This is a genomic window from Variovorax sp. ISS6 (genome assembly GCF_056523145.1).
Genome location: NZ_JAWRZC010000002.1, coordinates 480,874 through 497,409 on the forward strand (window position 1 = coordinate 480,874; position 16,536 = coordinate 497,409).

The 16,536-nt window shown below is 69.5% G+C and carries 15 protein-coding genes; 2 read left to right on the plus strand and 13 right to left on the minus strand.

Annotation, left to right across the window (positions count from 1 at the left end; genetic code table 11):
* Positions 1–33 precede the first annotated feature (33 nt).
* From AC1HIL_RS33855 to AC1HIL_RS33870, 4 genes are all read right to left on the minus strand, one after another.
* Complete coding sequence (locus AC1HIL_RS33855) at positions 34–1,125, minus strand: hypothetical protein (RefSeq protein WP_261214597.1); 1,092 nt, start codon at positions 1,123–1,125, stop codon at positions 34–36.
* Positions 1,126–1,234: 109 nt separating this feature from the next.
* On the minus strand, positions 1,235–1,966 hold the full coding sequence (locus AC1HIL_RS33860) for an aspartate/glutamate racemase family protein (protein WP_296729513.1): 732 nt from the start codon (positions 1,964–1,966) through the stop codon (positions 1,235–1,237).
* A gap of 14 nt (positions 1,967–1,980) precedes the next feature.
* Positions 1,981–2,886, minus strand: coding sequence for an amino acid ABC transporter substrate-binding protein (locus AC1HIL_RS33865; RefSeq protein WP_261214599.1), 906 nt, complete (start codon positions 2,884–2,886; stop codon positions 1,981–1,983).
* A 19-nt stretch (positions 2,887–2,905) separates the two neighbouring features.
* Positions 2,906–3,694, minus strand: a complete 789-nt coding sequence (locus AC1HIL_RS33870) for an aldolase (RefSeq protein ID WP_261214601.1) — start codon at positions 3,692–3,694, stop codon at positions 2,906–2,908.
* 155 nt (positions 3,695–3,849) lie between these two features.
* Between AC1HIL_RS33870 and AC1HIL_RS33875 the strand changes: the two genes are divergently transcribed.
* Positions 3,850–4,752 carry a LysR family transcriptional regulator gene (locus AC1HIL_RS33875; RefSeq protein WP_261214602.1) on the plus strand — a complete coding sequence of 301 codons (903 nt, stop codon included), beginning with the start codon at positions 3,850–3,852 and terminating at the stop codon, positions 4,750–4,752.
* 12 nt (positions 4,753–4,764) lie between these two features.
* Here AC1HIL_RS33875 and AC1HIL_RS33880 read toward each other — a convergent pair whose 3' ends face one another.
* The 9 genes from AC1HIL_RS33880 to AC1HIL_RS33920 form a co-directional block, all read right to left on the minus strand.
* A complete protein-coding gene (locus AC1HIL_RS33880; protein ID WP_296729330.1) occupies positions 4,765–5,862 on the minus strand; it encodes a M14 family metallopeptidase in 1,098 nt (365 codons plus the stop codon).
* Positions 5,862–6,845, minus strand: coding sequence for a tripartite tricarboxylate transporter substrate-binding protein (locus AC1HIL_RS33885; protein ID WP_422099295.1), 984 nt, complete (start codon positions 6,843–6,845; stop codon positions 5,862–5,864). The genes AC1HIL_RS33880 and AC1HIL_RS33885 overlap by 1 nt, the downstream gene beginning before the upstream one ends.
* A gap of 109 nt (positions 6,846–6,954) precedes the next feature.
* Complete coding sequence (locus tag AC1HIL_RS33890; protein WP_057590179.1) at positions 6,955–7,974, minus strand: pyridoxal-phosphate dependent enzyme; 1,020 nt, start codon at positions 7,972–7,974, stop codon at positions 6,955–6,957.
* A 4-nt stretch (positions 7,975–7,978) separates the two neighbouring features.
* Positions 7,979–8,380 (minus strand): RidA family protein, encoded by a 402-nt coding sequence (locus AC1HIL_RS33895; protein ID WP_064262181.1) that lies wholly within the window; start codon positions 8,378–8,380, stop codon positions 7,979–7,981.
* A 91-nt stretch (positions 8,381–8,471) separates the two neighbouring features.
* Positions 8,472–9,086 carry an SCO family protein gene (locus AC1HIL_RS33900; RefSeq protein ID WP_057590083.1) on the minus strand — a complete coding sequence of 205 codons (615 nt, stop codon included), beginning with the start codon at positions 9,084–9,086 and terminating at the stop codon, positions 8,472–8,474.
* Positions 9,083–10,621: a PepSY domain-containing protein gene (locus AC1HIL_RS33905; protein ID WP_261214609.1), complete on the minus strand. Its 1,539-nt coding sequence runs from the start codon at positions 10,619–10,621 to the stop codon at positions 9,083–9,085. The genes AC1HIL_RS33900 and AC1HIL_RS33905 overlap by 4 nt, the downstream gene beginning before the upstream one ends.
* A 13-nt stretch (positions 10,622–10,634) precedes the next feature.
* Positions 10,635–12,821: a TonB-dependent receptor gene (locus AC1HIL_RS33910; protein WP_409976571.1), complete on the minus strand. Its 2,187-nt coding sequence runs from the start codon at positions 12,819–12,821 to the stop codon at positions 10,635–10,637.
* 155 nt (positions 12,822–12,976) lie between these two features.
* Positions 12,977–13,339, minus strand: a complete 363-nt coding sequence (locus AC1HIL_RS33915; RefSeq protein ID WP_082321667.1) for a DUF2946 family protein — start codon at positions 13,337–13,339, stop codon at positions 12,977–12,979.
* A gap of 60 nt (positions 13,340–13,399) precedes the next feature.
* Positions 13,400–14,065: a GntR family transcriptional regulator gene (locus AC1HIL_RS33920; RefSeq protein ID WP_057590087.1), complete on the minus strand. Its 666-nt coding sequence runs from the start codon at positions 14,063–14,065 to the stop codon at positions 13,400–13,402.
* Between the two features lie 93 nt (positions 14,066–14,158).
* Here AC1HIL_RS33920 and AC1HIL_RS33925 point away from each other — a divergent pair, with 93 nt between their 5' ends.
* Positions 14,159–16,522, plus strand: coding sequence for a molybdopterin-containing oxidoreductase family protein (locus AC1HIL_RS33925; RefSeq protein WP_057590088.1), 2,364 nt, complete (start codon positions 14,159–14,161; stop codon positions 16,520–16,522).
* Positions 16,523–16,536: the final 14 nt, after the last annotated feature.

The window sequence follows — 16,536 nt, forward strand, 5'->3', positions numbered from 1 at the left end:
GAGAAGGTCTGTGCCGATCAACACCACCTCCAATCAATTGCACAAGAGGCCACTGCAATCGTAGGCGGTCATGAAAACCCGGAAACTCTTCCCGTCCTCGGAAAAATCGGTCACCCACCGGGCGCCTGCCGCACCATGGCGATTCAGTACCGCCAGATATTCTTCCGTCGCCTGCTGGGTGCCCAGGCCAGCCAGCGTACTGGCTTCGATCTCGTAGCGGAACGTCGTCTTCTGTGATTCGTCTCGCACGAAAATCGTCGCGTACTTGGCGCCCGTGGAAGTGAACGTCGATGTGTTGTAGGCGAACTTGTAGCCTCGCTGGCCTTGATCGTTCAACTGGCCCACGAACTCGCGAAACACCAATGAACGCGTCGGCTGCAGCTCGAAAGTGCACCGCGCCGATGTAGGCGACTCCCTCGATAGAACCGTCTTCCCATCAAAAGTCAAATCCAGCTTGCAGTAGCCCTGCTGTCCCAGCACGTTCAGCGGCGCCACGGCTTCGGGATCGACCTTGCCAGTCAGATCGTCGACTTCGACGTACTCGTACTTCGTTGGAACATCCAGCGATTTGCTGAAAATCGCTTCCATCCACGGCTTGAGAGGATCCACCCAGATAGCGGTCGGAATAAAGCCTTCGGCCCCCTGCGCCTTGAGGCCTGCGGCGGACCTGGATTCGGTCGCCAATGCCATGCGATGCTCGTACTTCGTGGCGTTGCCTTTCTTTTCGTAGACCGCCTTGACGACCGTCTGCCCGCCCTCCACGGCACCCGTGGTCGAGAAAAAGAGACTTCCCGCCATCGTCGGGCTGCTCAATTCGGCCAGGAACGCCTCGCGGTTCTCGTAGGTGGCGCTTCCGACCTTGTATGAATAGGGAGTCGTCCGCTTGGGAGAACCCGGATCGGGATCCGTACCGGGCGTGGGACCTGAAGGCCCCGTGGGCTCCGAAGGCCCCGATGGCGTTTCGGGACTTGGCGTGGATGTCGGATCCGAAGACGTCGGTGTGGTCGAAGGAGCTGCGCCCACCAAGGGGAAACCACCACCTCCTCCTCCACCGCCCCCACCACATGCCGTCAGCAAAACCGCCAGGCCAATGACGACCGGCGAGAAACGCAACCCTCTTTCCATCGGAAACCTCTCCCTCTTGATTCGAGCGCGCGGATGCTACATCAGAGGATGAGCGGTTCCCGACTTCCGGATTGCCACTCCTCCTTATGGAGGAGCGCCATGTCCGAACTCAACCCACCGCATAGGCCCGCCCCGCCAACGCCCTCGCCAACACCTCCGCCGGATCCACCAACCGCACCCCCGCATGCCCCGGCACCCCATGCAGCGCCAGCGGTATCTCCGTGCAAGCCAGCAGCAGGCTGTCGCACCCATGCCGCTCGACCATCCGCCGCGCCACCTCGGCAAACAACCGCGTCGCGAGCCCGAGATCCCCGGCCTTCACGCCATCGCGGATACCGCGCATGACCTGCTCTCTCTCCGGTTCCGTCGGCAGATGGCAGTCGATGCCGCGCTCCGCCAATGCTGCCTGATAGAACCCCAGGCTGTACGTGCCCTGGGTCGCGAGCAGGCACACCGCTTCGATGCGCTGGGCCGCGAGGTACTTCGCGGTCTCCTCGACGATGTGCAGCAGCTCCACGTCGGGATGCGAGCGCTGCAGCTTCGCGTGCCACGCATGCGCGGTGTTGCACGCGATCGCGATGCTCGCGACGCCGTGGCTGCGCAGGCCCTCGATGCCGCTCGTCATTCCTTCGACGGGCGAAGGGCCGTCCTCGAGCAGCGCCAGGGTGCGGTCGGGCACCGGCAACTGCGCGAGCCAGTGTTCTGGAAAGGCCTGGTCGGAAACGGGACTGCCGCTGGCCCGCAGCCGCGCCTCGCAGGCGCCGACGAAGAGCCGCAGGAAATCCGCGCCGGCCGCGGGCCCCATGCCGCCCAGAATGCCGACCTTGCGGGTGCCGGGCATGCGGATCCCTTTCTTCAATAGTCCGAGGGATTCGGCGAATCCGTCGGCTTCGCGATCACCTTGGCCAGTGCATCGCTCATCGGGAAATGCAGGTTCACGCCGCGCGGCGGAATCGGCGACTGGAACCACTTGTCGTAGAGCGCCTTGATCTCGCCGCTGGCGAACAGCCGCGCGATGGCCTTGTCGGCCACGGCCTTGAACTCGGGCTCGCCGCGCGGCAGCATGACCGCATAGGGATCGCGGCTCAGGGTGTCGGTGCTCAAGGCGAAATCGGCCGGGTTGAGCGAGAACGAGATCTGCCCGACCAGGTTGATGTCGTCCTCGAAGAAGGCATCGGCACGGCCCGAGGTGAAGGTCAGCATGCTGTCCGAGAAATCCTTCGCCTGGATCAGGTTGAGGTTCAGGCTTTCCTTGCGGTCGATGCCGCGCAGGCGCATCACGGTGTTCGATCCCGTGGTCGCCACGACGGTCTTGCCCTTGAGGTCCTGCAGCGTGGCGAGCTTGTCGGCCTTGCGCGAAACGAACTTGGTACCGACCACGAAGTAGGTGGTGCTGAAGCTCACCAGCGCCTGCCGCTCGGGGTTGTTGACCGTCGTGCCGCACTCGAGGTCGATGGCGCCGTTCTGGATCAGCGGGATGCGGTTCTGCGAGGTCACGGCCTGGCGCTTCACCACGAGGTCCGGGCTGCCGATGGCGGTCTTGATGTCCTCGACGATTCTTTGGCAGATGTCCTGCGCATAGCCGATGGGCTGCCCGTTGCCGCCGAGGTAGGAGAACGGGATCGAGGACTCGCGGTAGGCCACGGTGATGGTGTTGCGCTCCTTGATGGTCTTGAGGCGGCCGGTCAGTTCGGCGGCGTGCGCGCCCAGGCTGGCGATTGCGAGGGCGGCGAGGGCGAAGTGCGGGAGACGGGATTTCATGTGAGGTACGGGGTGACGTTCAGAGCAGGTAATCGGAGTCGGTCTTGAGCAGGCGGCGCTTGATGCTCGCGAGATGCTGGACCGCGCTCTCGTTGCCTCCGCTGCGCATCTGCGCATAGGTGGCCGCGGCCAGTGCCGGTGGCACGGGACTGAGCTTGCGGCCCGTGGACTCGGCCAGCACCTGCACCTCGCAGGCGCGCTCGAGGTAGTACAGGTCGTTCCAGGCCTCGGCGATGGTCGCGCCGACCACCATCACGCCGTGGTTGCGCATGAACACCACGTCGGCATCGCCGATCGCGGCCGCGATGCGGTCGCCTTCCATCGCATCGAGCGCGAGGCCGTTGAAGTCGTCGACTGCCGTGCGTCCGTAGAACTTGAGCGCGGTCTGCCCGGCCCATTGCAGCGGCTGTCCCTCGACCATCGCGAGGCTGGTCGCGTACGGCATGTGCGTGTGGAACGCGACGCGGGCGCGCGGCAGGCTCCTGTGCACCCGCGCATGGATGTAGTACGCGGTGATCTCGGGCGGCCGGTCGCCCTTGAGCACGCGGCCGTCGAAGTCGCAGATGATCAGGTCGGAAGCGCGAATCTCCTCGAAGGCCAGTCCGAAGGGATTGACGATGAAGCAGTGGTCGAAGCCCGGCACCACCGCCGAGAAGTGATTGCAGATGCCCTCTTCCATGCCGAGCCTCGCAGCCATGCGAAAGCAGGCGGCGAGGTCGACGCAGGCCTGCCGCACCTCGGGCGTGTCGAACAGGCCTGGATCGATCTCGTGTCGTGCGGTGTCGTCCACCGCCAATGAATGCGCCATAGGTTCCCGATGCCGGTTGTTGCCATCGACTTCCGGCGTGCGCCATGATCGGCGCGCCCCGTCTGTCTTCCATGCATCGAAGTCTCCGATCCGGGGCCCGGGAGCGTCAAATCAGAATTTGACGCAACGCGATAAGGTCTTCTAATGGCCCCCCTATGAAACTCAAGCACATCGAGGTCTTCAACGCGATCATGCTGTCGGGCAGCGTGAGTGCCGCGGCGCGCATCCTCAACGTCACGCAGCCCGCGGTGACGCAGACGCTCAAGCATGCCGAGCAGCAGCTCGGCTATGCGCTGTTCGTGCGCGACAAGGGCGGCATGAAGCCGACGCCCGAGGCACGGCAGCTGCATCTGCGGGCGCAGAAGATCTTCGAGCAGGTCGACGAACTGCGGCGCCTCGCGCAGTCGCTGCGGCCCGACCACCTGGCGCAGTTCCGCGTCGCGATCGTGCCCTCGCTGTCCACCACCTGCCTGTCGCGCGCGCTCGCGTCGTTCAAGGCCCGCCATCCGCGCAGCGCGGTCTCGATCAAGATCCTCCATTCCGACGAGATCGCGCGCTCGGTGGCGCTGCGCGAATGCGACCTGGGCATCGCCTATGGCGAGATCGACGCGCCTCCGGTCGATGCCGAGGTGGTGGGCACGGGCCACCTGGTGTGGGTCGAGCGCCGCGAAGCCGGGGCGAAAAAACGCCCCGACATTGCGGACATGCCGATCGCCGAGATCGCGGCGCGCGACTTCATCGGCATCGACAAGGACGACCTCGTCGGCAAGGCCCTGCTGGGCCTGCTGTCGGAGAGCGCGGTGTTCGCGGGCACGCGGCTCTCGGCGCAGACCTACCAGTCCGCGCTGCTGCTCACGCTCGACGGCTTCGGGCCCTGCGTGATCGACTCCTTCACCGCGGGCTTCTCGCGCGGCGAATCGCTGTCGGTGCGCAGCGTCTCGCCGCGCATCCCGGTGACGGTGTCGGCGCTGTCGGTCGCGGAAGGCCGCAGGCGCGCCGACTTCGACGACCTGCTGCAGGCCTTCCGCGCTTCGCTGGCGCAGGTCGACGACGCCTAGGACCGCGCGGCTTCAGGTCGCGCGCAACCAGCGCAACGCGTTCGCGATCACCTGCCGCGACTGGTCCACCAGGCTGCGCTGCCACGCGGGCTCGCCCGGGTAGAAGAAACGCAGCAGCTCGCGCCGCGTGTCCGACAGCTGCATGCGACCGATGCCCGCCGCCCATTCGCGCTGGTCGCGCACCAGCAGCTCGAGCATGCGCTGCGGCCGCGCGGTGCCGAACTCGAGCACGGCCGCCGTCACGCGCGCCTGCGGCAGCGCGCGTTCGTAGCCCGGCGTGCTGTGGCCCGTGACCGGCGCGAAATCCTCGGGCGCGCCGCTCTCGTGCACCGCCACCACCCATTCGCCGAACGCCGCGCGCATGCGCGCCAGCGCCTCGCCCTGCTGCAGCGCGACCAGCGAGCCGTAGCCGTAGGGGCCGAGCCCCGTGTGGTAGTCGACCAGGCAGACTTCGCGCGCCGAGGCGCCATGGCGGCGCAGCACGGCCTCGATGGTCAGGCGCGACCAGGTGGGCGCCTGGCCGCCGAAGCCCATGCCCTGCGCGAAGCTGTACTGCCCGGCCATCAGCGCGTTGTAGAGCGCCTCGCTGCCATGGACTCGCGCGAAGTCCGCGAGCAGCGCATCGCCCGCGGCCACGGCCGAGGCATCGCCGGGATCGAGCGCGATCGCCGCATGCAGCGGCGCGTACTTGTGCGAGGGCGGCGCCTGCGCGTGGTCGATGAAGTTGCGGCAGAGGTCGACGTTGTCCTCGGTGTAGCGCCGCAGCCAGGAGGCGCCCCAGGGATTGATCGCATGCACCAGCACCACCGCGGTGTCGGGCGGCAGGTCGTCGGCCGACTGCGTCAGCAGCCAGTCGATCTGGCAGCCCGAGCCCGCGAACAGCTCCACGCCATGCACGCCCGAGGTCAGCACCAGCACGCGCTGCGCGTCGGCCGGGCCGATGCGCACCACGTCGGTGGCGAGCGCCTCGCCCTGCGCGCCCGCGAGCGGATGGCCATGCACCTCGGGTGCGAGACCGCGCAGCGCGCAGGCGGCGAGGAACTTGCGGCGCGCCGTCGCGTAGTCGGCGCTGAACAGCGTGTCGGTCGGGATTATCGGCGCTGCGCTCATCAATCGATCTGGAAGCCGGATTCCCGGATGATCGGCTGCCACAGCGCGAGTTCGCCACGCACCGTCTCCCGCAACTGCTGCGGATTGCCGGCCGCGGGATCGAAGCCCACGTTGGCCAGGCCCGCGGTGGTGGACGGCAGCGCCGCGATCTCGGCCACGGCCGCGCTGACGCGATCGACCAGCGCCTGCGAGGTGCCGGGTGGCGCGAACAGCCCGACCCAGCTCGAACTGCCGAGCGCGCCGAAGCCGAGCTCGCCGAAGGTCGGCACCTCGGGCACGCTGGCCGCGCGGCGCGGGCCGGTCACGGCCAGCATGCGGATCTTGCCCGCGCGGTGCGCGCCCAGGAAACCGCCGAGCGCATCGACGGCGGCCGGAATCTGGTTGCCCATCAGGTCGGCCAGCAGCGGCGCGCCGCCCTTGTAGGGCACGGGCAGCAGCTCGATGCCCTCCTTCTTGCCGACCACGTAGCCCACGAAGTGCGGCGAGCTGCCCGCGGCGGGCACGCCGAAGCTGCGCGCCTCGGGCTTCGCGCGCGCCAGCGCGAGGTACTCCTGCAAGGTCTTCGCGGGCTGCGCCGCACTGACCGCGAGCGCCACCTCGAAGGTCGCGAGCCGCGCCACCGGCGCGAAGTCCTTCACCGGGTCGTACTTCACCGAGCGCGAGGTCAGCGGCAGGGTCGAGAACATGTGGCTGTTGCCCAGCAGCAGCGCGCTGCCGTCGGGCGGCAGCGCGCGGAACTGCTCGGCCGCGATCTGGCCGCCCGCGCCGGGGCGGTTGTCCACCACCACGGTGGCGCCCAGGCGCTTCTGCAGCTCCTCGGCATAGAGACGCGCCACCGCGTCGGCCGTGCCGCCCGCGGGATAGCCCACCACCAGACGGATGGTGCGTCCGGCCGTGGCGGAAGGCTGTGCCGCGGCCAGGGGCGGCAAGGCAGCGGCGATCACGCCGGCGGGCAGCAGGGGCAGGAAGGCGCGACGCTTCATCGGGACATCTCCGAAAGACAAGGGACGGACGGCAACGGGCGGCTGGCGGGCGCGACGCGCGCCCACCGGCCACGGAACAACGAACGCAACGAAGAGGAAAAGCCGGCGCTCAGGCCTCGAGCAACTGCTCGCCGCGCGCGAGCTGGCGCACGTAGGTCTCGGCATCGAGGTTCGCGCCGCAGACGATCAGCCCGGTGCGCTGCCCACGCAATTCCTCGCGCAGCGGCCCGAGCAGCGCGGCCAGCGCCGTCGCGCCGGCCGGTTCCACCGCCAGCTTGGCATCGCGGAACATCACGGCCATCGCGCGGCAGATCTCGTCGTCGCTCACGGTCACGATGCGCTCCATGTGGCGCCGGCACAGCCCGTAGGCCATCGGCGTGGTCATCGGCGGCGCCAGGCTGTCGGCGATGGTCGAGAGCTTCTCCATGCGCTGCGGCGAGCCGGCCTCGAAGCTGCGCTGCATCACGTCGGCGCCCTCGGGCTCGATGCCGATCACGCGGCAGCCGGGCACCAGCTTGCGGATCGCCGTGGCCACGCCGCTGCCGAGGCCGCCGCCGCCCACGGCGACCAGCACCGTGTCGAGGCCCGGCACCTGCTCGGCGAACTCGAGCCCCACGGTGGCAGTGCCCAGCGAGGTGCCCTCGCCCTCGAAGGGATGGATGAAGCTGCGGCCCTCGTCGCGCACCAGTGCTTCGGCCATCGCGAAGCCGGTGGCGCCGTCGGGCGCGATCAGCAGCTCGGCGCCGTAGGCGCGCGCCATCGCCACGCGCGCCGGGTTGGCCGAGGCCTGCACCACGATCTTCGCGGAGACGCCGGCCTCGCGCGCCGCGAAGGCCGCGGCCACCGCGTGGTTGCCGGCGCTCATCGCGGTGATGCCGCGCGCCTTCTGCTCGGGCGAAAGCCGGCGCGCCACGTTGAGCGCGCCGCGCGCCTTGAAGGTGCCGGTGCGCTGGAACAGCTCGAGCTTCATGTGCACGTCGGCGCGGCCGAGCAGGCGCTCGACCGTGGGTCCGTGCAGCGGCGCGACCGGCGTGCGCAGCAGTGCCTGCGCATTGGCGCGCGCGGTCTCGCGGATGGCCTCGAGGTCGAGGTCGGGCAGCTCGGAGGCGGCGGGGGATACGGTGCTCATGGCGTCAGGCTCCAGGTGCGCGGTGGGCGCGGCGTGCATGCGCGATGGCTTCGATCTCGACCAGCGCGCCCGGCACCATCAGGTCTGCGCGCACCGTCGAGCGCGCGGGCGCGGGGCCCGCGGCGGGGTCGAAGCATTCGGCATAGCTGCGGTTGAATTCGGCGAAGTCCTCCACGCGCGAGAGCCACACGGTGGTCTTCGCGACATCGGCGAGCCCCAGGCCCTCGGTCGCGAGGATCTCGCCGATGCGACCGAGGCAGCGCCGCGTCTGCTCGCCGACCGTGTCGCCCTCGATGCGCCACTGGGCGTCGAAGGCCATCTGGCCGCTGACGAAGACGAGCTCGCCCTCGCGGCGCGAGGGGGAGAAGAACGGTGGGGCCACAGCGGGCGTCGGGTCGGTCTGCATGCGGGGCAGTCTATAGACGGCCGCGCGGCGCGTCTTTTGCGCGACGGGCAAAAACTTATGCGCGAGCGACGCCGCGCATGAGGACTTTCCCTCAGCCCGCCGCCAGCAGCGCGCGCACGTCCGCGGTGAATTCGCTCGCGCTCTGCGCATGGCGCATCACCACGCGCATGCGGCCCTTGCGGTCGATCAGGTAGGTGAAGGCCGAATGGTCCATGGTGTAGGAGGTGCGCGTGGGCACCTTCTCGTAGAACACCTTGAACTCCTTCGCGGTCGCCTCGGTCTGCGCGAGGTCGCCGCGCAGGCCGAGGAAGCTCGGGTCGAAGGCGGCCGTGTAGGCGCGCATCACCTCGGGCGTGTCGCGCTCCGGGTCGACAGTGACGAAGATCACCTGCAGGTCGTCGCCGGCCGCGCCCAGCTGCTGCTTGACCTCCGCCGCGCGCGTCAGCGCGGTCGGGCAGATGTCGGGGCACTGGGTGAAGCCGAAGAAGATCATCACCACCTTGCCCTTGAAGTCGGCCAGCGTGCGGCGCTTGCCGTCGGGATCGGCGAGCGCGAAGTCGCGGCCGTAGTTGGCGCCCGTGATGTCGGTGCCGGTGAAGCTCGGCTTCGGCTCGGATTCGCCGCAGGCGGCCAGCGCGGCCCACAGGGGCAGCGTGGCTGTGCCCAGCAGCAGGCGGCGGCGGGTCGTCGGGAGTACGCGGGTCATGGATGTTCCTTCGAGGGAGTGAATGGGGGAATGCGCCGGGCCGCCGGCTTCGGTGCCAGCTTGCGGCCCAGCCGGCGCCAGCCGATCACCACGCCCGTGAGGCTCAGCGCCGCGCCGCCGAGGCTCAGCAGCACCATCGCCAGGTCCCACAGCGGACGGCGTTCGAGCAGCGGGCGCCAGTCCCAGCTGTGCAGCATCGCGAACAGCCAGCGGCTGGCGCGGCGATGGCTGTCGCTGCGGTTCAGCAAGGCGCCGGTGCGCGGATCGACGTGGGCCCAGGTACCGGCCTCGTCCGCGAACACCACGCGCCAGATGGGCAGCGGCTTGTCGCCGCCGCCGGTCATGGTGTGCGGCTCGCGCGTGTAGTAGTGGCTGTCGTAGGCGTTCAGCACCTCGATGCGCGCGACCGGCGCGCTCGAGAGCCTCGCGACCGCGGCCTTCAACGCATCGGCATCCAGCGCCGTGGGCGCGGCGCTCGCGGCATCGAGCACCGTGGGGCGCAGCGCGGTGCCGCGCGCGAGCACGAGATCGCGTCCCGCGGTGCGGGTCCAGTGCAGCTCGCGCACCGTGCCGCCCGCGGCCGCGATCAGCGCCTGGGGCGATGCGGCGCCGGCCGGCGGCCCGAGCGGCCCGCCATTCATCGCCTCGGTGCGCAGCGCGGGCGCGCCGCTGTCGAACACGCGCCAGGGGTTCATCGACATCAGGCCGCTGAAGATCCAGGTCAGCGTGACGGCCGCGAACAGCAGGCCCGTGATGTGATGCCAGCGCATCATGAAGCCGCGGTACGGCGAGCGCGAGCCGCTGCGGTAGCGGCCCGCGAAGCGCCAGCGCAGGAGACCGACGGCCGTGCCCATCAGCGTGACCGCGATGCCCAGGATCGAGAGCCAGTTGACGATGTCGGCCCAGTACGGATCGAGCGCGCCGCCGCGCAACGGATACAGCCAATGGATCCACGCACCCGCGTAGTTCCACAGCCGCTCGGCGCGCGGCGCATCGCGCACCACCTCGCCGGTGCGGCCCGAGACATAGAGCCGCGTGTGCGCGGCATCGACCAGCGCCACCTGGTGCAGCGGCCGGTGCGCATCGAGTGCGCGCGAATGGGTGAAGGCGTCCTCGTCGAGCGTGCCCTCGTACACCAGGCCCACGCCCGGCCCGGCGAAGGCCGCGGCACTGCCCATCGCGAGTTCGCGGTCGACATGGCGCAGCGGCGTGCCGGTGGCCGCGTCGATCACGATGCTGCCCTTGCCGTCCGCCGGCTGCGCGAGGTACACGGTGCGACCGCCGCTCGCAACGGCCAGGCGCAGCTCCTTGAGCGGCCCCGCGATACCCGCCGCGTCGAGCGCCTCGTGCGGCCCGAGCAGCACGGCATCGGCGGCCAGCGGCGGCAGGTGCTGCAGCCGCTCCGACTCGGTGAGCTTGGGATAGCCCACGTACATCATCACCACGCCCGAGACGAACCACATCGCGAAGAAGGCGCACACCACGATGCCGAGCCAGCGGTGCAGCAGGAACAGCCAGCGCTTGAAATGGGCCATCGACCAGCCCTCCTCAGAACGCGACATGCAGGCTGAGGTCGCCGGTGCGCGGCGCGCCCAGGTAGGCGAAGGTGCTGCCGAGGTTGGCCGCATAGATGCGGTCGGTGGCATTGCGCACGCGGCCCACCAGCGTGACCGAGCGGTTGATCTTCCATGACAGGCCCAGGTCGACCAGCGTGTACGAAGGCCAGCGCGCGCTGTTGGCCGCGTCGGCGTAGGTCTTGCCCACGTGGCGCAGCCCCACGCTGGCCTGCAGCGTGGGCGTGATCGCGTACGACACCCAGAGGTTGGCCACCACGGCCGGGGTGTTGGTCGGCGTGCGGCCCGCGAGTGACACGCCGTTCTGCACGAAGTTGTCGTACTTCGCGTCGACATGGCTCAGGTTGCCCTGCAGCGACCACTGCGGCGTGGGCTGCAGGCCCACTGCGATCTCCACGCCCTTCGACGACTGCTCGCCCACGAGCACGGTCAGCGCGCTGTTGTTCGGGTCCTGCGTGGCGATGTTCTTGCGCGAGAGGCGGTAGGCCGCCACGGTTGCCGTGCCCTTGCCCTGCCAGAAGTCGAGCTTGGCGCCGACCTCGGCCTGCCGACCGGTCGTGAGCTCGCTGTTGTTCATCACGTCGGCGAACGAGGCGGTCGACAGCACGCCCGAGGGCGGGTCGGCCGCGGTCGCGTACTGCGCATAGAGATTCGCGCCGGGCGCGAAGTCCCACACCAGGCCGACGCGGCCCGTGGTCGGGTTGTAGTTGCGCCGGTAGCTGGCCGGCGCGGCGGCGGTGATGGCGCGCCGGTTCGTCAGCTCGAGCTCGATGCGATCGTGGCGCAGCGCGCTCACGAGGTGCAGCGAGGGCGCGAGCGCCGTGCGGTTCTCGATCGACAGCGCGGTGGTCGTCACCTTGTTGTCGCGGTCGGGATTGAAGCCCGGCCGCATGCCCGGCACCGCGAAGAAAGGTTCGGTGGCGAAGAGGTACGGATTCACCGTGCTCACGGTGGCCGGCAGGCTGTTCGGAAAGCGCGTCTGCTTGTTGACGCTGAAGTCCAGCCCGAAGGACCAGTCGCTGCGCAGGCCCGCGAGCTGCCCCTTGTAGAGGCCCTCGATGCGGTCGCCCACCACCTGCTGGTCATGGCGCTGCAGCAGGGCACCCGAGCGGATCACGGCCGTGTTGCTCGCGTTGAAGCGGTAACTCTCGACGTTGCGGTAGTCGCGCAGCGCGTCGTAGGCATAGAAGGTGTTCTTCAGCTGCAGCGCCCCGGACACGCGCCAGTCCGCAATGGAACGCAGCCACTGCACGCGCTGCGCGTAGATGCCGTCGGCGCTGTTGTAGTTCCTGAAGCGCGTGGCCGGGTCCACGCGCAGACTGCCAACCACGGGATTGAGCAGCGGCGTGCCCCAGTACGGGCGGTCCACCCACTCGTCCTGGTATTCGTAGGCCAGCGTGTGCGTGACGCCGCCGCCGAAGTCCGACAGCAGCGAAGCCGCGAGCTGCGTGGCGCGCGTGCGCGTGCCGTCGGTCCAGCCGTCGGCGTCCTTGCGGTTGAGGTCGATGCGCGCGTAGTGGCTGCCCGCGCCGCCGTCGCCCGCGATGCGGCGGTTGAGCCCGATCGAGGCCTCCTTGAGCTGCTGCGTGCCCAGACGCAGCCGGGCCTCGGTGAGGTCGCCGGGCTCGGCGAGCTTGCTGATGTAGTTGATCGAGCCGCCGACCGCGCCCGCGCCGAACAGGAAGCTCGAGGGCCCGCCGATGACCTCGACGCGGTCGTAGATCCAGCTGTCGACCGGCCGCGCGGCGATCGAGTACTGCACGTTGATGCCGTTGAACATCTGGCTCAGTGAGCCGGCGCCGAAGCCGCGGTAGCTCACGCCGATGTTGCCGGGCGCGTTGTGCGCGGTGATGCCGGGCACCGCGCGCAGGATCTCCTGCGTGTCCTGCGCGCCGCGCGCCTCGATGGTGGCGCGGTCGACCACGCTGACCGAGGCCGGCGTCTCGCGCGGCGTCAGGCCCAGGCGGCTGCCGGTGTCGGAGGGCGTGTCGAGGTTGAGACGCCCGTTGGGCGCGGGCGCGGCTGGCGGGTCGACCTCGATCGCTTGCAGCGTGGTCTGGACCTGGGCCTGCGCGAACGGCGCGGCGAAGGCGCCGAGCGCGAAGCAGGACAGCGCACGCGCGCGCAGGCGCTCGGCACCACGGCCGTGGGAAATGGCAATGAAAGGCACGGGATCTCTCTTCTCGCAGCGCATGGCTGCGCTGACGGCGCGGCGGCGCGTGGCCGCGCATGCCGTCGACGAACGATGGGCGCCGCGCGCGGACCGGCGCGCCCGCGAGGCGACGCCAGGGTCCGTCGCGCGACGGATTCAGCGGTTCAGGCGAAGAGGAAGGAAGGAGGCCCGCGCGCCGGCAGCGGCGCGGCGGTGGCCGCGGCGATGCGCGCGGCGGGGATCGAACGCAGGGCGTAGGACAGCGGTGCCGGCATCGGCACCTCGACCTGCGCGATCGCTGGCGGCAGGCCGCCGATCACGCACAACGGGCAGTCCATGCCCATGCTGCCCATCGGCACCGCGCCATCCTCGGTCTGCACGACCATCGTGACGTGGCCCGAGGCCGAGCACACGATGTCGATCTGCTGAGGCTTGACGATCGGCGAGGCGACCGCGACGGACAGGGACAGCACGAACCACGCCAGCACGAGGCGATGCAGGGTCGAGAGTTTTCGAAGGGCGTGCACGGGTGCCATTATCGCGACGAATCATGGATCGCGAAGCAACAGCCCGTGCTTCCTCTGTGGCTAGTCGATGGCGATGCTCGCCTTCTGCTGCTCGATGATCTCCACGATCAGCTGGCCGGTGTGCATGACGTGCTCCATCACCATCGCCTTCGCGCCCTGCGCATCGCCGGCCAGGCACAGGCGCAGCAGCTTCTTGTGCTCGGCCTCGGAGCGATCGACGTTGGTCTTCGACTTCCACGGTAGGTAGAGATAGCGCCCGAGGTTGAGCCGCGCGGACTCGACCGACTGCAACAGCAGCGGCCGGTCGGCCTTGGCATAGAGGCTCGCGTGGAACTCGTGGTTGAGGCGGAACACCTCCTCGACCTGCCTGGCCTTGCCGAGCTCGTCCAGCAGCCCGGTGGCGCGCGCGATGTCGGCGCGCGAGAGATGCGGCACGGCCAGCTCGATGAGCCGCCCTTCGAGCAGCCAGCGCAGCTCGATCAGCTCGACCGCCTCGCGCGCGCTCAGGAAGGCCACCGAGGTGCCCTTGTTGAGCCGGGCCGTGGCCAGCCCCGCGGCGACGAGCCGCGAGAGCGCCTCGCGCACCGGCACATGGCTGACGCCGAAGCGCGCCGCGATGTGGTCCTGCTTCAGCGGCGCGCCGGGTTCGAGCACGGCCATCGCTATCTCGGAGCGGAGCGTCTCGTAGACCGACCCCGCGGCCACTTGCGAGCTGCTTTCCTTCATGTTGCGCCTTTTCTCAAAGTATATATACTTTCTTCACTTTATATATAATCATGCGCCGGGCCGGACTTCCGCGTCCGCCTGGGCACTGGAACTATGGCCGAAAAAATCCCTGGCTTCTGCGCCCTCTGCCGCTCGCGCTGCGGTTCGATCAGCGTTGTGGAGGACGGCGTGCTGATCGCCCAGGAAGCCAACCCCTCCCACCCGACCGGCAAGGCCCTCTGCGTGAAGGGCCGCGCGGCGCCCGAGCTGGTCGCCAATCCGCAGCGGCTGCTGCACCCGCTGATACGCACGGCGCCGAAGGATGCCGCCGATCCGCTCTGGCGCCAGGCCTCGTGGGACGAGGCACTGGACCTCGTCGCGCAACGCATCGGGCGCATCCGCGACGAGCGCGGTCCCGAGTCGGTGTCCTTCGCCATCACTTCGCCGAGCGGCTCGCCGCTGTCCGACGGCATCGTCTGGATCGAACGTCTGGTCAATGCCTTCGGCAGCCCGAACCTGTGCCGCGGCACCGAGATCTGCAACTGGCACAAGGACGTCGCCCACGGCTTCACCTTCGGGCGCGGCATCGGCGCGCCGGACTTCTCGAACACGCGGTGCATCGTGCTGTGGGGCCACAACCCGTCGGCCACCTGGCTCGACCATGCGACGGGCGTGACGGAGGCCTTCGCGCGCGGCGCGAAGATCGTCGTGGTCGATCCGCGCAAGGCCGGCTTCGCGATGCGTGCCCACCAATGGCTACGCGTGCGGCCGGGCTCGGACGGCGCGCTGGCGCTGGCCATCGCCGGCGAGATGATCCGCAACGGCGAATACGACATCGACTTCATCCGCCGGCACTCGAACGGGCCGCTGCTGGTGCGCGAGGACACGGGCGCGTTCCTGCGCGAAGCCGATATCACGGGCCTCGCCTCGCAGCGGCTCGTGGCCTTCGACGAGGCGAGCGAATCCATCGTGCCCTACGACACCGGCACGGCCAGCTACGCATCGCAGGACTGCACCCTCGCGCTCTTCGGCACCAGGACGCTGCAGGCGACCACGGGCCCCGTTCGATGCCGGCCCGCCTTCGCGCTGTATGCCGAGCTGTGCGAGGCCATGTCGCCCGAACGCGCCGAGGAACTGTGCTGGGTCCCCGCGCAGCAGGTGCGCGACACGGCACGGCTGCTGTTCGCGCACCGCCCCGTCAGCTACTACGCGTGGTCGGGCGTCGGCCAACACACCAACGCGACGCAGACCGACCGCGCCATCGCGCTGCTCTATGCGCTCACCGGCAGCTTCGACGCGGCCGGCGGCAACGTGGACTTCGCGCATCCGCCGGCGCGCAAGGCATCGGGCAAGGAGCTGCTGTCGGCGGCGCAGCTCGCGAAGTGCGTGGGCATCGACGAGCTTCCACTCGGCCCGGCCGCGCAGGGCTGCATCGGCAGCGACACGCTGTACCGCGCCATTCTCGAAGCCAAGCCCTATGCGATCCGCGGCGTGGTCGGCTTCGGCGCCAACCTGCTGCTCGCGCATGCCAACCCGCTGCGCGGTGCCGAGGCGCTGCGCCAGCTCGACTTCTTCGTGCATGCCGACCTGACGCTGACCCCGACCGCCCAATACGCCGACGTGGTGCTGCCGATCGGCACGCCCTGGGAGCGCGAGGCGTTGCGCATCGGCTTCGAGGTGAACCAGGGTGCCGAGGAACTGGTGCAGCTGCGACCGCGGATGGTGGCGCCGGTGGGCGAGAGTCGCTCCGATGCCTGGGTCGTCTTCGAGCTCGCGAAGCGGCTCGGGCTGGCCGACCGGTTCTGGGGCGGCGACATCGACGAGGGTATGCGCTACATGCTCGAGCCGCTGGGGATCGGCCTCGAGGCCTTGAGGCAGCACCCCGAAGGCATCCGTTATCCGCTGAAGACGCGCTACCAGAAGCACCACGGCGCGGGCTTCCGCTTCGCGACCGACACCGGCAAGGTCGAGATCTATTCGGCGCTGCTGCACCGGAATGGCCAGTCGCCGCTGCCGGTGTACGTGCCGCCGCTACCGAAGCTGCGGCTTCGCGAAGGAAGCCCGGACTTTCCGCTCGTGCTGACCTCGGCCAAGCTGCCGCAGTACTGCCACAGCCAGCACCGGCAGGTCGCATCGCTGCGCAGCAAGGCACCCGACCCGCTCGTGGCCATGAACCCCGCCACCGCCGCCGCGCGCGGCATCAAGCCCGGCATGTGGGTGCGCGTGCGCTCGCCGAGCGGCTCGGTGCGCTTCAAGGCCACGCTCGATCCCAGCCTCGATCCGCGCGTGGTCTGCGCGCAGTACGGCTGGTGGCAGGGCAACGAGCAGCTGGGCCTGCCTGCGCACGCACCGCTTTCCGATCAGGGCTCCAACTTCAACCTGCTGGTCGACGACGGCGATCTCGACCCGATCAGCGGCTCGGCGCCGCACCGCTCCTACATCTGCGAGGTCGCGGCCGAAGCCGGGCCCGCCGCCTGAATACCCCATTCACT

Coding starts and splice junctions, on each gene's coding strand:
- AC1HIL_RS33855 (WP_261214597.1), bottom strand. CDS start 1,125: ATGGAAAGAGGGTTGCGTTTCTCGCCGGTCGTCATTGGCCTGGCGGTT.
- AC1HIL_RS33860 (WP_296729513.1), bottom strand. CDS start 1,966: ATGCCCGGCACCCGCAAGGTCGGCATTCTGGGCGGCATGGGGCCCGCG.
- AC1HIL_RS33865 (WP_261214599.1), bottom strand. CDS start 2,886: ATGAAATCCCGTCTCCCGCACTTCGCCCTCGCCGCCCTCGCAATCGCC.
- AC1HIL_RS33870 (WP_261214601.1), bottom strand. CDS start 3,694: ATGGCGCATTCATTGGCGGTGGACGACACCGCACGACACGAGATCGAT.
- AC1HIL_RS33875 (WP_261214602.1), top strand. CDS start 3,850: ATGAAACTCAAGCACATCGAGGTCTTCAACGCGATCATGCTGTCGGGC.
- AC1HIL_RS33880 (WP_296729330.1), bottom strand. CDS start 5,862: ATGAGCGCAGCGCCGATAATCCCGACCGACACGCTGTTCAGCGCCGAC.
- AC1HIL_RS33885 (WP_422099295.1), bottom strand. CDS start 6,845: ATGAAGCGTCGCGCCTTCCTGCCCCTGCTGCCCGCCGGCGTGATCGCC.
- AC1HIL_RS33890 (WP_057590179.1), bottom strand. CDS start 7,974: ATGAGCACCGTATCCCCCGCCGCCTCCGAGCTGCCCGACCTCGACCTC.
- AC1HIL_RS33895 (WP_064262181.1), bottom strand. CDS start 8,380: ATGCAGACCGACCCGACGCCCGCTGTGGCCCCACCGTTCTTCTCCCCC.
- AC1HIL_RS33900 (WP_057590083.1), bottom strand. CDS start 9,086: ATGACCCGCGTACTCCCGACGACCCGCCGCCGCCTGCTGCTGGGCACA.
- AC1HIL_RS33905 (WP_261214609.1), bottom strand. CDS start 10,621: ATGGCCCATTTCAAGCGCTGGCTGTTCCTGCTGCACCGCTGGCTCGGC.
- AC1HIL_RS33920 (WP_057590087.1), bottom strand. CDS start 14,065: ATGAAGGAAAGCAGCTCGCAAGTGGCCGCGGGGTCGGTCTACGAGACG.
- AC1HIL_RS33925 (WP_057590088.1), top strand. CDS start 14,159: ATGGCCGAAAAAATCCCTGGCTTCTGCGCCCTCTGCCGCTCGCGCTGC.